At 46.5% G+C, this 15,169-nt stretch carries 14 protein-coding genes; 10 read left to right on the forward strand and 4 right to left on the reverse strand.

Annotation, left to right across the window (positions count from 1 at the left end):
- The first annotated feature begins 24 nt into the window (after positions 1–24).
- A complete protein-coding gene (locus ABIE27_RS10070; RefSeq protein ID WP_429350474.1) occupies positions 25–1,131 on the forward strand; it encodes a Gfo/Idh/MocA family protein in 1,107 nt (368 codons plus the stop codon).
- Between the two features lie 136 nt (positions 1,132–1,267).
- Here the strand turns inward: ABIE27_RS10070 and ABIE27_RS10075 are convergent, their stop codons facing one another.
- A complete protein-coding gene (locus ABIE27_RS10075; RefSeq protein ID WP_123066492.1) occupies positions 1,268–2,086 on the reverse strand; it encodes an SPL family radical SAM protein in 819 nt (272 codons plus the stop codon).
- Complete coding sequence (locus ABIE27_RS10080; protein ID WP_123066491.1) at positions 2,083–2,667, reverse strand: bifunctional transcriptional activator/DNA repair enzyme AdaA; 585 nt, start codon at positions 2,665–2,667, stop codon at positions 2,083–2,085. The genes ABIE27_RS10075 and ABIE27_RS10080 overlap by 4 nt, the downstream gene beginning before the upstream one ends.
- A gap of 249 nt (positions 2,668–2,916) precedes the next feature.
- Between ABIE27_RS10080 and ABIE27_RS10085 the strand changes: the two genes are divergently transcribed.
- From ABIE27_RS10085 to ABIE27_RS10095, 3 genes are read left to right on the forward strand one after another with little or no spacing between them, the layout of a single operon-like run.
- Entirely contained in the window at positions 2,917–3,897 is a 981-nt protein-coding gene (locus tag ABIE27_RS10085; protein ID WP_429350475.1) for a Gfo/Idh/MocA family protein, read from the forward strand.
- Positions 3,898–3,930: 33 nt separating this feature from the next.
- Entirely contained in the window at positions 3,931–4,734 is an 804-nt protein-coding gene (locus ABIE27_RS10090) for an SAM-dependent methyltransferase (RefSeq protein ID WP_429350476.1), read from the forward strand.
- 26 nt (positions 4,735–4,760) lie between these two features.
- Positions 4,761–5,654 (forward strand): NAD-dependent epimerase/dehydratase family protein, encoded by an 894-nt coding sequence (locus tag ABIE27_RS10095; protein ID WP_429350477.1) that lies wholly within the window; start codon positions 4,761–4,763, stop codon positions 5,652–5,654.
- 198 nt (positions 5,655–5,852) lie between these two features.
- Here ABIE27_RS10095 and ABIE27_RS10100 read toward each other — a convergent pair whose 3' ends face one another.
- Entirely contained in the window at positions 5,853–6,866 is a 1,014-nt protein-coding gene (locus ABIE27_RS10100; protein ID WP_123066488.1) for a LacI family DNA-binding transcriptional regulator, read from the reverse strand.
- Between the two features lie 508 nt (positions 6,867–7,374).
- On the opposite strand from ABIE27_RS10100, the gene ABIE27_RS10105 reads away from it, so the two are divergent.
- From ABIE27_RS10105 to ABIE27_RS10120, 4 genes are all read left to right on the forward strand, one after another.
- The gene (locus ABIE27_RS10105; RefSeq protein ID WP_429350478.1) at positions 7,375–9,165 is read left to right on the forward strand and encodes an L-fucose isomerase; all 1,791 of its coding nucleotides are present in this window, start codon (positions 7,375–7,377) and stop codon (positions 9,163–9,165) included.
- A gap of 29 nt (positions 9,166–9,194) precedes the next feature.
- Positions 9,195–10,715: a rhamnulokinase gene (locus ABIE27_RS10110; protein ID WP_429350479.1), complete on the forward strand. Its 1,521-nt coding sequence runs from the start codon at positions 9,195–9,197 to the stop codon at positions 10,713–10,715.
- A 15-nt stretch (positions 10,716–10,730) separates the two neighbouring features.
- Positions 10,731–11,393 (forward strand): class II aldolase/adducin family protein, encoded by a 663-nt coding sequence (locus tag ABIE27_RS10115; RefSeq protein ID WP_429350480.1) that lies wholly within the window; start codon positions 10,731–10,733, stop codon positions 11,391–11,393.
- Positions 11,394–11,582: 189 nt separating this feature from the next.
- Complete coding sequence (locus tag ABIE27_RS10120) at positions 11,583–11,939, forward strand: hypothetical protein (RefSeq protein ID WP_123066484.1); 357 nt, start codon at positions 11,583–11,585, stop codon at positions 11,937–11,939.
- Positions 11,940–12,109: 170 nt separating this feature from the next.
- Here ABIE27_RS10120 and ABIE27_RS10125 read toward each other — a convergent pair whose 3' ends face one another.
- Positions 12,110–12,736, reverse strand: a complete 627-nt coding sequence (locus ABIE27_RS10125; protein WP_429350481.1) for an FMN-dependent NADH-azoreductase — start codon at positions 12,734–12,736, stop codon at positions 12,110–12,112.
- Between the two features lie 345 nt (positions 12,737–13,081).
- Here ABIE27_RS10125 and ABIE27_RS10130 point away from each other — a divergent pair, with 345 nt between their 5' ends.
- On the forward strand, positions 13,082–14,020 hold the full coding sequence (locus ABIE27_RS10130) for a sugar-binding transcriptional regulator (protein ID WP_123066531.1): 939 nt from the start codon (positions 13,082–13,084) through the stop codon (positions 14,018–14,020).
- Positions 14,021–14,326: 306 nt separating this feature from the next.
- Positions 14,327–14,974: a deoxyribose-phosphate aldolase gene (gene deoC / locus ABIE27_RS10135; protein ID WP_429350507.1), complete on the forward strand. Its 648-nt coding sequence runs from the start codon at positions 14,327–14,329 to the stop codon at positions 14,972–14,974.
- Positions 14,975–15,169: the final 195 nt, after the last annotated feature.

Consider the following 15,169-nt stretch of genomic DNA (forward strand, 5'->3'; position numbering starts at 1 on the left):
ATCCACGGCGAGGGGAGTAAAAGCATGAAAACAATGAAAGTAGGTATTATCGGCTGTGGTAAAATCAGCGGCATTTATATGGAGAACTGTCACCGTTTTGAGGTGCTTGAGCTGGTTGCGGTCGCTGACCTGGATCGGCAGCGTGCAGAGGAGCAGGCCGCGGCTTATAACGTTCCAAATGTATTTTCCGTGGATGAAATGTTCGCGAGTCCCGAGATCGAGCTGATCATCAATCTGACGATTCCTGCCGTTCATGCCGAAGTATGCATACGTGCGCTGGAATCGGGCAAACACGTTTATGTCGAAAAACCGCTCGCGGTTACCCGTGAAGAAGGGCACGCTGTACTTGAAACAGCCAAACGTAAAGGCCTCCTCGTAGGCTGCGCACCTGAAACCTTCTTCGGTTCAGGCATTCAGACAGCACTGCAGCTCGTAGAGGATGGTATCATCGGTAAACCGGTAGCAGCAACAGCCTTCATGATGAGCCGTGGACATGAGTTCTGGCATCCCGATCCGGAATTCTATTATGCCAGCGGCGGGGGCCCGATGTTCGATATGGGGCCTTATTATCTGACGGCGCTTGTTCAATTGTTGGGACCCATTAAGTCCATTGCGGGAATGACGGGTAAAGCGATGACAGAACGAACGATTACGAGTGAGAAAAAGAGAGGCCAGATCATCCCCGTTGACATTCCAACCCATGTCACCGGTCTGCTTCAATTTGAGCAGGGAGCCATCGGTACGCTGATTACAAGCTTTGATGTATTTGGCGGAAGTGCATTGCCTCCGATTGAGATTTACGGAACGCATGGCACGTTACAAGTCCCTGACCCGAATACCTTCGGCGGTCCAGTGCGTTATCGTTTGATGGGTGAGCATGAATGGACAGAAGCCCCGCTTCTTCCAGGATACCAGCAAAATACGCGTGGCATTGGCGTCGCGGATATGGCGTATGCTGTTCAACGTGGTCGAGCACACCGGGCGAGCGGCGAGCTGGCCTACCATGTGCTTGAAGCCATGTGGGCTTTCCATGACTCATCGGATGAGCAGACCTTTTACAAGATGCAGAGCACATGTCAGCGCCCAGCAGCGTTACCAGTGAACCTGCCACTATATACGCTGGATCAGTAAGGAATGCATAACTTCTTCCCGAGATAAACAAACAGCCTCTTTCCAAGAAACTGGGAAAGAGGCTGTTTTGTGTACCAAGAGTACACTGCAGAGATTACCGTTGTTTGATCTGACATTTAACAAAATGTATTTAAAATCAAGGCTCAAATCCGGCCTGACTAATATAGATCTCCTGTTCTGCAAAATGCATCTTCATTCGTTCCACAACCGTTTGGTAAGCCTGCGGCTGATACCAATGCTGCATTCCGACCTCCTGATAAAGAGCCTCCATCCCAAGTCTCCGTGTCCGCTTGCCCTCACTGCCGTCACCCATAAAATAATCATCAATGCACACACGTTGAACGAGCGGTCTAAGCATAGAGGCAAACTGTTCACTGCTCGGCAATACAGGCGCAATAGCAGCTTGAGTCGGGATACCAGCATCTCGTAGTTGTTTAAGCGCACGTAAGCGACCTGCAATAGGTGGCGCAGAGGGGGTAAAGTGCTTCCTAATATCGTCTTGATCCGTCTCCACGGTCATGCTCACTCGCACACGTTCACCAAGCTTCTGCAGGACATCAATATCACGAGTAACCAGCGGACTTCGGGTCTGCACCAAAACAAAATCCGGCGGTTCGATCAGCATCGTTTCCAGCAATGAACGTGTGATTTGTTCCTGAGCTTCGACGGATTGATACGGGTCGGTGCTGGACGACATGAAAATCGTTACTTTTCCTTTCTTACGGGCTCGTTGCAATTCTTTGGCGAGAATACCGGAGGCTTCTTTTTTCACATCTACCCAGCTACCCCAGTCTTCCTTACGAAATAAGTTGACAGGCATCTGTCTAACGTAACAGTAGGAACATCCGAAAGTGCAACCCGTATAAGGATTCAAGGTGTGGGTGTAACCATTCAGGAAGCCAGTGCCTTTGTTTAATAACGTCTTGGGCACCTTGTAAGCGAATTGAGTCTTCATAAGCGGTCATGTCTTTCCCTGTAATATGCAGGAGTATATCCGGTATGTTTACGAAAAACGGAAATAAAATAAGCCGGATTAGATATCCCTACTTGACGTGCGATTTCGTTGACGGTTAGATGTGTACGTATAAGAAGGGTTTGTGCTACGCTGATCCGTTTGGCTTGGATATATTGAACCGGGGTTTGACCCGTAATGCGTTTAAACACCCGATGCAGGTGGTACGGACTCCCATGGCTTACAGCAGCAAGTACATCGAGCGCTAACGGTTCGGCATAGTGTTTATCAATATATTCGGTAACCCCGTGAATCCACTCCTGGTCTGGCACGCGTTCTCCTGTAGGTTTACAGCGTTTGCAAGGTCTGAATTTGTGAGCCAGCGCTTGTTCTGCATGACGAAAAATCAGGACATTGCCTGATTTCGGCGCTCTTGATTTGCACGAGGGGCGGCAGAAAATACCGGTTGTTTGTACTGCATAGAAAAACGTACCATCGTACGTGTGATCATTCTGGATTATCGCTTCCCAGTAATCATGGGGAATCGATGTGGGCAGTTCATCATTTTGCTGTGTAGGTTTCATAAGGTTCACCTCTGCTTTAATTATACCCTGCATGATCGGGAAATGACGAAGTTTTGAATTGAAATCGCAAGATATCGATATTCTTGAACCCTTATGTAGGAATGAGACGGGCTCTTTCTTCATTCCTGCTGAAATATACGCTACAATGTATAGGATAGGTTATGAAGCAGAGATCATCTTATTATCTAACCATTGAACAAATAACAACAAATAACAAACATCAGTCATAGAAGAAAGAGGTAGATAGACATGGTTCGATTCGGTGTAGTAGGTACCAACTGGATTACGGAAAGGTTGCTGGAATCTGCAGTTCAAGTGCAAGGGTTTGAGCTTACTGCGGTATATTCGCGAACAGAGGATAAGGCTAATGCATTTGCAGACCGATATGATGCAGCTTATCGTTTTACGGATTTGGAAGAGATGGCAGCCAGTGATACGCTGGACGCAGTATATATTGCGACGCCGAATACACTGCATGCACAACAGGCGGAGCTTTTTCTGAGACACGGCAAGCATGTACTGTGTGAGAAACCTCTTGCGGCTAATGCGTCAGAAGTACACAGTATGATCGAGACAGCTCGCAAGCATGATGTGCTGCTGATGGAAGCGATGAAGTCAACGCTCGTTCCCGTGTTTAAAAGTGTAGAGAAGCATTTGCCCAAAATCGGCCCTGTTCGCAAGTACATAGCGGGTTATTCGCAGTATTCTTCGCGTTATGACAAGTATAAGGAAGGTATCGTGTTAAACGCCTTCAAGCCTGAGCTCGCTAACGGGGCGTTAATGGATCTGGGTGTGTATTGTTTATATCCACTCATCACGTTATTTGGAGCACCAAACCAGGTTCAATCTCAAGCCATGATGCTGGAATCCGGCGTAGATGGGCAAGGAAGTGTGTTGCTGAATTATGACGGAATGGATGCCGTCGTGACCTACTCCAAAATCTCCAATTCGCATGTACCTAGCGAAATTATGGGCGAGCGCGGAAGTATCATCATCGACAAGATTGGATCGCCTGAACATGCAGAAATTCGTTATAATGATGGCACGATTGAGGTATTGACGGTGGAACAGCAACATCCCGCGATGTATTATGAAGTGGAGGAGTTCGTGAATCTGGTGCAACAAGGAAAATTAGAATCCACTATGAACACGTACGAACGCTCCCATCAAACGATGAAGGTGATGGATCAGATCAGGCAACAGATTGGTCTTGTTTTCCCCAATGATTAAACGAGAGAGTGTATAAGAGAGGAAGCGAACGAGATGAGCCGAGAAGAGCAGAGGATCGTGAACGATCAGAAGAGCAGAGAAGAACGGGAACATTCAGAAGACAGCACAGACAGGAAGCACGGCAAACAGATGCATCAGCATGAAGAGAGCGGTCTGGAGCTGTCCCAGATTGTTTTTATAGGAAGAACGTTTGAGGAATACATGAGTATGTTTGATCTGACTACGGATGAGCTTGCAGGCCAGTACATCCTGGATTGCCCTGGAGGCGCATGTTCGTTCAGTAGTCGGGCTCGGAAACATGGTGCTCATTCTGTAGCGGCAGATATCGCTTACCAGTATGACATGAATGAACTTGGAACGAAGGGTTTTCAGGATATTGAACATACGATGAAACAGATCCATGCTGTTCAAGGGAAGTATGTCTGGGATCAATTCGGAACGATTGAAGGGTTGAGGGAAGAACGATTGCGCGCGATTACGGATTGTATGGAAGATATGAGGCATTATCCTGAATGTTACGTGGCAACGGTATTGCCTGATTTGCCTTTCAATGATGAGCAGTTTGATTTGACCTTATCCGCACATTTCTTATTTACCTATGCAAATCGGTTGAATTTTGATTTTCATGTTGGAACGTTGCTGGAGATGCTGCGTGTGACAAAGCATGAAGTACGTATTTTTCCCACAGTAGATCTGTCAGGCAAGCGTTATGAATATATGGATGAGCTGAAGATGTTTTTGGAAAATAAGGGCTATCTCCTATCTGAAGTTAGAACGTCATATGAATTTCAGCGTAATGCTCATACGATGCTTCGGATAAGAAAGCCTTCACTTTAGACAGATTAAGATTGGAGGGAAACGAGATGAAAAAGGTTCTTATTCTTGGAGGTACACGTTTCTTCGGTAAACGACTTGTGGATCATTTGATCTGGGAGGGGAAGTCCGAGATCACGGTTGCGACTCGTGGACAGACAGAGGTCGATTTCGGAGCGGAAGTGAAGCGAATCCGGATGGATCGGGAAGACCCGCAGTCTGTAGCAGAGGTTGCACAGTCGGATGAGTGGGATATCGTTTACGATAATATCTGTTACTCTCCGAATGAAGCCAAGGCTGCATGTGAAGCATTTGCCGGACATACTAAAAGATATGTGTTAACCTCTACACTTTCGGTGTATGGAGAACCAAGAGAAGGATTTGTGGAAACGGATTTTGATCCATATACGTATCCGCTGCAGTATGGTAACAAGGAGGACTTTGCCTATGGTGAAGGCAAACGCCTTGCCGAAGCTGTTTTTTTCCAAACGGCGACCTTCCCGGTAGCGGCAATGCGCATTCCTATCGTACTTGGTATGGATGATTATACGAGAAGGCTTCATTTTCATATCAAACATGTACAACAGGGAAAACCGATAGGTATGCCGAATCCCGATGCCGAGATTGCATTTATTAATTCAACGGAAGCTGCGAGATTCCTTGCCTGGCTTGGGAATGTGTCGTTAACTGGACCTGTGAATGCCGCGTCCAAGGGGGCGATTAACCTCTCGGCGGTGATGCAGTTAATTGAAACGGTGACGGGCATGCAGGCTCAGATTCTGAAGCAAACCGTGGACGAAGATATGTCGCCTTTCGGAGTGCAGCAATCATGGACGATGGACACATCCAAAGCAGAACACGCAGGGTATGCGTTTGAAGCGCTTATGGATTGGTTTCCGGGTCTTGTGCGTGAGATCGCTCTTGCATTGCAGTCAGAACGATAATCATGCCAAGAGATGGACCTGTCCGTTATTATAAGTGAGCTATAGAGATACGCTTGTACTCAACTAAAAGCTTAAATTGATCATAAAAAACAGGATGACCAGAGATACGATCTCGGGTACGTCCTGTTTTTTGTATTCTTACTTGAACTCTGTCATCGGAGTGGACTGTGCAAAATCTCTAGTTCAACTTGTATATCATCAATTAGTAGGCGGAACAGAAGCCGATGTACGTATTCGCAGCTTGGAAGGTAAAATCATCGTTTCAGCGGCAGGTGACAGTTTTCCTTCAATCCGGTCAATCAGCATCTGCATCCCTTGGTATCCGAATTCATAAGCAGGTTGTGCAATGACGGTCAGAAAAGGATCAAAGGCAGAAGCCAGATCAAGGTCATCGAAACAAACGACAGAGATATCCTCGGGTACTCTAAGTCCTCGTTTGCGAAGCAGACGGATCACTCCAATCGCCAGCATGTTGTTTGCCGCAAAAATAGCTGTAGGTTGCTGTGATCTGGAAAGCAAACGTTCCAACCCTTCATCATCACTAAAATCACGATAGCTTGTACGAAGTATAAGTGAAGGATCAGGTGTTATCCCTGCTTCCTTCAGTCCTTCGATATAACCATCTTCACGCAGTCTGGCAGTCGAAACTTCAGAAGACCCGTTGACCAGTGCAATGTGCTCGTGTCCAAGTTCAATAAGGTAACGTATGAGCTCTATTGCGCCTTCACGGCTGTCTCCAGCAATCACATCTGAAGTGATTCCGGGCACGGTTCGATCCAAAAACACAAATGGAATGTTTCGAGCCTGCAACTGTTGCAGATGGGGGAGAGAGCGATCTCCCGCGGGTGCAAAGAGCACGCCATCTACCCGCGTCGACAGGATTGCCTCCACATACTCTTTTTCTTTTCGATAATCCTCGTCACTGTTGCCAAATAAAACACGATAACCCCGAAGATGCGCAGCATCCTCGGCTCCACGGGCCAGCGTTGTATAGAAAGGGTTGGTAATGTCCGTAATTAGCAGAGACAGCATATGAGTTCGCTGCAGCACCAGACTTCGTGCATTGGAGTTTGGGATATAGCCCAGTTCATCGATGACCTGCTGCACACGTTCACGTGTAGCCGTGCTGATGCGACCTGTGCGATTAATGACTTTGGAGACAGTCATCGCAGAGACATTTGCTTTTTTGGCAATATCATAGATTGTAATCAAATGGAATCGAACCTTTCCACAGCATAGTCCTTTCATTTTAATGGATAATGGTAATTGACAGCAACATAGGTGCGTGGTATGTTTGGGTTACCGATAACCCTCAGAGACATTTTATGATCTTAACTGGTCTTTAAATTGCTGGATTAAGCTCTGTTTTAGTCTGATTTAAGTATAGTTAAGATAAATCGTTCTATAGGTTATTTCTGCAAAATGATCTCTATAAATTCATTTATTTACTCAACACAGCGACCGTTCTCGTTATTTTTCATGATGGTTTCATTGTCCACCAAGGTACAGTGAATGACATTGGATGATGATTAATGAGAGTGGTTTATTTTTTTAGAGAGTTATGTAAACGCATTCAAATATTCAACGTGTGTGGTTATCGGCAAATGTTCACCCGGTAGTATGATCTGATTTCTTTTTCTTTTGTCGCTCATCGTTCAGTCAGAATATTCTCAATTCCACATGCATTTATTGAAATGCACTAAAAGGAGGACGTTCTCGCATGACTCATTCAGATTATCGTTATCATCAGCCTTTTCCCAAGATTGGTATTCGTCCCACAATAGATGGCAGACGCAAGGGTGTGCGTGAGTCATTGGAAGAACAAACGATGCGCATGGCAACGTCAGTAGCTGAGCTGATCTCATCCGAGCTTCGTTATGCCGATGGTTCTCCAGTCGAATGCGTGGTCGCGGAGACCTGTATCGGCGGTGTCGCCGAAGCAGCGTCCGCAGCGGCGTTGTTCAGCCGTTCGAATGTGGGTGTAACGATTACGGTCACGCCTTGCTGGTGTTATGGTACGGAAACGATGGATATGTCACCGTCGATACCAACGGCTATCTGGGGCTTTAACGGCACAGAGCGGCCAGGAGCCGTATATTTGGCTGCTGTGCTGTCTGCACATGCACAGAAAGGGATTCCTGCGTTCGGCATATACGGTGAAGATGTTCAGGACGGCGGTGATACTACCATTCCAGATGATGTGCGCGACAAGTTACTTCGGTTTAGCCGTGCTGGACTTGCGGCGGCCACAATGAAGGGGCAGGCGTATTTGTCCATTGGCTCCGTGTCGATGGGGATTGCAGGTTCCATCGTGAATGATTCTTTTTTCCAGGAATATCTGGGCATGCGAAACGAATATGTGGATATGAGCGAATTGACACGGAGGATCGAAGAAGAAATCTATGATCCTGAGGAATACGAGCGGGCACTTGCCTGGGTGAAGGATTATTGCGGTGAAGGACCGGATAACAATCCGGAGCATCTTCAGTCCGATCGAAAACGTAAAGACGACGAGTGGGAAACGGTTGTTAAAATGACGCAAATTGTACGAGATCTGATGGCAGGCAATCCAAAGCTTGCTTCACTTGGATATGATGAGGAAGCTATGGGTCATCATGCCATTGTTTCTGGTTTCCAAGGCCAGAGGCAATGGACGGATCATGCGCCTAATGGAGATTTCCTAGAATCCATACTGAATTCCACGTTCGATTGGAATGGTAAACGCGCACCCTATCTTGTGGCAACGGAGAATGACAGTTTAAACGGTGTATCCATGTTGTTTGGTTCACTACTGACACACACGGCTCAGATTTTTGCTGATGTGCGCACGTATTGGAGCCCTGATTCGGTCAAGCGTGTGACTGGACATCAACTGGAAGGGCACGGGGCAGCGGGAATTCTACATCTGATTAACTCCGGCTCTGCTGCCCTTGATGGGACTGGGGAGCAAACGAGAGATGGCAAGCCTGTGCTCAAGCCTTACTGGGAAATTACGGACGAAGAAGTCCAGAGTTGCCTGAAAGCGACTTCATGGAGACCGGCTTCGGTTGAGTATTTCCGCGGTGGAGGATACTCGGCTGACTTTTTGACCAAAGGCGGTATGCCTGTGACCATGACCCGTCTGAATCTCGTTAAGGGATTGGGACCCGTGCTTCAGATTGCCCAAGGTTACACGGTGGACTTGCCAGAGCATGTTCATGACACGCTGGATCAGCGCACTGATCCAACTTGGCCATCGACCTGGTTTGCTCCAATTCTTACGGGCTCCGGAGCGTTTACTTCGGTGTATGAGGTGATGAATCAATGGGGAGCGAATCATGGTTCCATCTCTTATGGACACATTGGTGCTGATCTGATTACCTTAGCATCGATGCTGCGTATACCCGTAAATATGCACAATGTACCTGAGACAGAAGTTTTCCGTCCGCGTGCATGGGGACTGTTTGGTACAAGTGAGCCGGAGAGTGCAGATTATCGCGCTTGTCATGTATTTGGACCGTTGTATCGTTGAGTTGCTGAGCGAGCTAAGGAGGCTTTCATATGAGCAATCAGGCTGCATCTGTGCTTGCTGCAGATTTTGGTGCTGGCAGTGGTCGAGTTGTACGGGGCTCTTTAGATGGGCGCAGACTGACGCTGCATGAGGTTCATCGCTTTCCTAATGAGCCGGTTCAGCTTCGGAATGAACTGTACTGGGATTTCCTTCGTTTATTCTACGAGTTGAAGCAAGGGATACGCAAAGGCACTGAAGGAATGTCAGGACGAATAAAATCCATTGCGGTGGATACATGGGGTGTGGATTACGGACTGATTGATCATGCGGGAAGATTACGTGGCAATCCCCGTCATTATCGTGATGCACGTCATGCGAAATCCATGAACGATGTACTTGAGATAGTTAGTGAACAAGAACTTTATGCGATGTCGGGGGTGTTACCTCAGCAGATCAATACGATATTTCAATTATTCGGTGACCTTCAGGATAGTAAGATCAAAGCACAAGACAGTACAATGGACCCCGATGCTGATACACGTGCATTATTCCTGCCGGATCTGTTTAACTATTATCTGTCTGGCGAGCAAGCGTGCGAGTATACGATAGCAAGCACCAGTGGTTTGTTGCATAGCGGGGAAGTGAAATGGAATGAACCATTAATGAGCCGACTCGGCTTACCTGCATCGTTATTTCCACGATTGGTTCACTCAGGAACCGTACTTGGTCATTTATCAGACGATCTGGTTAGAGAACTGCACATCGCCCCTATGAAAGTTGTTTCAGTGGGATCACATGATACGGCTTCAGCACTGGCGGCAATCCCGGCTACTGAATCGAACTATGCATTTATTAGCTGTGGAACATGGTCCCTTATGGGGGTTGAGCGTGATTCACCTGTATTAAGTGAGCAGGCTCTTGAGCTTGGATTTACGAATGAAGGAACCGTGAACGGTAAGGTGAGAACGCTGAAAAATCGTTCAGGTCTGTGGTTGCTTCAGGAGTGTAAACGCCAGTGGGAACGGGAAAATCGAGTACACTCTCATGAAGAGCTAATCCAGCTTGCTGCATCAGCAGAGGCACATCAATCTGTGGTATCGCCGGGAGATGATGTTTTCATGGTCCCAGGAGACATGCCTAAACGAATCAGACAGTATTGCGAGCGCACGTTCCAAACGGTTCCCGAAACCGCAGGAGCCATCGTTCGCTGTATATTGGAAAGTTTGGCACTGGAGTTCAGGCAGACGTTGGATGAGCTTGAACAGATTACAGGCATAAGACCTCCTGTGATTCATATGGTTGGCGGTGGTGTGCGCAATCGCATGCTCTGTCAGTTTACTGCAAATGCTACGGGTGTTCCGTTAATTGCTGGACCTGTTGAGGCATCCTCGGCTGGCAATTGCCTGCTTCAATATGTGGCTCTTGGTGAAGTAGGCGGTTTGTCGGAGATTCGTGACATTGTATCGGCCTCCTTCGATACGGAGATATATACACCTCAAGATGCGGAGTGCTGGCAAGAAGCATATGGAAAGTACCGAAAATTCAACCGACTGGAACAACACCAGCAATAAAGGAGTGGGAGAAACTTGTCTGAACAGCAGATTAGAGAAGAACTAACCAAATATGCCCGTAAGGCGGTAACCCAAGGACTTGTTGTCGGGCCTGGAGGTAACATTAGTGCACGCTCAGGTAATACGATGCTTTTATCTCCAAGCGGGTTCGCGCTAGAGGAACTAGAGCCCAATGAGTGGATCGCAATTGATATAGAGACAGGTGAGACGCAAGCAGGAGCCAGCCGTCCTTCATCTGAAGTGCTTATGCATCTGTTTTGCTATCGCGCAAACCCGGATATTCAGGCTATTGTGCATACGCACCCGGCGTACACGATAGCCCTCAGTCTAATTTTTGACCATCTTCCGCACCTGTTCCCCGATCAATCCGCCCTGGTTGGAGATATCGGATTTGTGCCTTATGTACTGCCAACGACCAAGCTTCTCGCCGATGCCGTTGCTGCTAAGGTGACCGAACATTCTGCCCTAATTCTCGTCAATCACGGTCTGGTTACGACAGGTAAAAACCTGCGTGAAGCCTATTACCGAACACAAGTGGTAGAGGAAAGTGCCAAGGTATATATGATTGCCAAGGCTACAGGCGAACCTAAAATTTTGACTGATGCAGAATATAAAGAGATTCAATCCCTTGAGAGCGAAGCTTATCGTGTTCAGCTACTGCAGCAGCTTAAATCTTGATCTGGGTTTGATGGTATAAAATAGAGATAGTCTCTACAGTTGTAAGGGAAGGATTTCAAGGATGTGAGATTCGTCAAAATATGACATGAGGATAAGCAAATGATTCCCTTTTTCTCGACAACTATTGCATTACCAGAAATACCGAGTATAATACTGGGTAAATAGAACGAAAAGGGGATGCAATAAACGATGAAAACATATGCTGAATTGAACTCTCTTCTTGTTGACGATTATCTGGATCTCCTAAACATTGCAAAACAACTTGGTGATGAGGAGTGGAAAGACGCTATCCTGCAAGCATTGAAGGAAGAAGTCGATGCCAACCATCACGTGGATTCAACCGAAGTGCGGCAAGATCTCTGGAATCAGTTTGAAGACATTAACGAGCAGATGCATGAACTGTTGCTGCAATTGAAACAAGCCGACCAGCCAGAAGAGAAAGAACAGATTATTGAGTTGATCTGGGGACTAAAAATAGACCGCCATGCGATTACTCGTAAGCTTGAAACGATGAGCCGTGCCAGTGCCGGGACGCACAACGGCTGAGCATAAATATAAGTTTTACAACGCTGTTATATAGTACAGATCTACACAAAAAAACCGCACCAACCCTTGAAATTGTACTCTAAGGGCTGTGATGCGGTTTTTTTTATTACTTATCATGGCGGATGATAGTTGGGTTCTGGTTACGGGCCGTTTGGCCCGGTTTATCTTATTTAGAACTGCTTGGCAAAACGCTGTGCTTCTTCAATTCCTTTCTGTTTGATCTCCTCTGCACGATCCTTGAACTGGTTGTGTCCTTCAACAAAGATGCCATCCAGCTTCGGTACACCCAAAAACGACATGATGATGCCCAAATAACGATGTCCCGATTCCATCTGAGCCGCAGGTCCTTCGGAGTAGATACCGCCACGGGCTTGAATATGCAATGCTTTTTTATCCGTCAGAAGTCCTACCGGACCTTGCTCCGTATAACGAAACGTTTTGCCTGCCACACAGATAGAATCAATATATGCTTTAAGTACAGGAGGGAAGGAGAAGTTCCACAGTGGTGAAACGAATACATATTTGTCTGCATTCGCAAACTGGTCAGATAGTTCGTTTAGCCGTTGCACTTTGGACTGTTCCTCAGAGCTCAGGTCGCCTCCAGCTTGCAGTTTGCCCCATCCACTGAATACATCTGCATCGATGTGTGGAATATTGGAACGGTACAGATCGAGATGAATGATTTCGTCTGAGGCATGACTTTCTTTGTAAGCATCAATAAACGCTTTGCCGGCAGCCATACTGAACGAGGTTTGATGATCATGCGGATGGGCAGTAATATACAATAAAGTAGACATAACTTGTGTCCTCACTTTCGAATTTGGTTTGGTTTTTGAGTTCATATTTCTCGAAACAGCTCCAGTGACTGGAGTAGTATGGGGTGCGGTGTTATTTTTTATTCGTTTTTTCGGGTAAGATGGCAGCACAGTGAATCATTGAGCCGATAAAAGTGGCATGTATTCTGACTATTGGCAAAATATAGTGATGGAAACTTTAATATATGTATAATATATAAGGACAAGTATTGTAGCGGAATGAGCTTTGTGCGTACAAGTTCAGCCAGCTATATACCAGAAATTGAGGCTATACGTTTTCTTTATTTTCCAACGATAATAAGATGAGTGAGATGAATGCACATGGGAATGGACTTGGAGAAACAGCGATTAAGCATTGAAGCGGCAAAATTGTATTATCAGTCCGATTACAGCCAGCAGGATATTGCCTCAAGACTGGGGGTATCACGTCCTACCGTATCGAGGCTTCTTCAATATGCCAAAGACCGAGGGTACGTGCGCATTGAAATTATGGACCCGCTGGAGGATATTGATATTATCGGCGGCGAACTGAAAGCCAAATACAATCTGGAGACGGCACTGGTATGTTTCGCACCGTTGAAGAGTGATGAGGAAATTCAGAAGCATATAAGCAAGAGAGCTGCGGACTATTTACAGGACACTGTGCAGGATGCGGATATTATCGGTGTGACATGGGGAACAACAATGCATGCGGTCGCACGTCAACTCAGACCCAAGCAGGTCAAAGGCGTAGAAGTGGTACAGCTCAAAGGCGGCGTAAGCCACTCCCATGTAAACACCTATGCTGCAGATATTGTACATCTGTTTGCGGAGGCTTTTCATACGGTTCCCAGGTATCTGCCGCTTCCGGTGATCTTCGATAATATTGAAGTGAAAAAAATGGTCGAGGCCGACCGTCACATTGGACGCATTGTTGAGCTGGGAAGACAGGCGAACATCGCCATATTTACGGTAGGAACGGTGAAAGAGGATGCACTTCTGTTCAAGCTGGGATATTTTAACGAACAAGAGCAGGAGCTTTTGATGAAGTCCGGTGCGGGTGACATTTGTTCACGTTTTTTTGATGCGGAAGGGCATCTGATCAGTGAGGAGATTAACAGCAGGACGGTCGGGATTGATTTGGCTGAATTAAGAAATAAGGAGAAATCCATTCTCGTTGCTGGCGGCGGACGCAAAATTGAAGCGATTCACGCGGCTCTGAAAGGCCAGTATGCCAACATTTTGGTTACGGATCAATACACAGCGCAGGCATTGCTTCGTTTATAGAAAAGCATAGAGGATGAGTACACATGTGGCTGAATACTCTTCTTACCGGCCTAACTTCATATTTGGTTTAACAATGACAACATCTGCCATGATATCCGGGCGGATGTTTTACTTTGTAAGGCAGAAAATAAACGGAAGAAGGAATTTTCCTCTGGTGTAACACAAAGTTCACCTTTCGATCCACAAATGAAGAATGAACGAATGTTCAAGTTGATTTTTACATATGTTCATGGTAGTGTAAGGATATAAAGTTCACCAGTTCAGATAAGGGAGAGATTTCAATTGACTACACCACAATTAGCTAAAATGATCGACCACACGTTGCTTCGTGCAGACGCAACTCGCAACGAGCTTACCAAGCTGACGGAAGAAGCGAAGCAGTACCAATTTGCATCTGTATGTGTGAATCCGGGCTGGGTATCTTACGCTGCAGAGCAGCTAAAAGGCACTGGCGTAGATATCTGCACAGTCATTGGCTTCCCTCTGGGGGCATCTACTTCCGAAACGAAGGCATTTGAAACGAAAGATGCTATCGCTAAAGGTGCAACAGAAGTAGACATGGTCATTAATATCGGTGCGCTGAAAGATGGCAAAGATGATGTGGTAGAGCAGGACATTCGTGCTGTTGTTGAAGCTGCGGCAGGTACTTTGGTGAAAGTAATTATTGAAACTTGTCTGTTGACAGATGATGAAAAAGTACGTGCTTGTCAAGCGGCTGTTAGAGCCGGGGCAGATTTTGTGAAAACATCAACAGGTTTCTCCACAGGCGGGGCAACTCCGGAAGATATCGCACTGATGCGTCGTACCGTTGGTCCGGACGTAGGTGTTAAAGCATCCGGCGGCGTACGCAGTCTCGAAGATATGCAGAAAATGATCGAAGCAGGGGCTACTCGAATCGGAGCAAGCTCAGGCGTGAAAATCATGCAAGGTGGTCAGTCCACTTCTTCTTACTAAAATGAGTGAATCTCCTGAACTCTGCCTGAGATGCATGGCAGGGTTCAGGGCCATTTTTTACTTGATAATGAAACGTAATATATCCTGTTGTTTGTAAGCGCTTAATAAAATTTCTGAAATCATATGTTATGAAATGACACAAAATAAGATTCAGTAACCCTTTGAGCAGTTTATACAACGGGATTAACGACCTTC

It is taken from the genome of Paenibacillus sp. 4624 (assembly GCF_050435065.1).
In the GTDB taxonomy this organism is placed as follows: Bacteria; Bacillota; Bacilli; order Paenibacillales; family Paenibacillaceae; genus Paenibacillus; species Paenibacillus amylolyticus_D.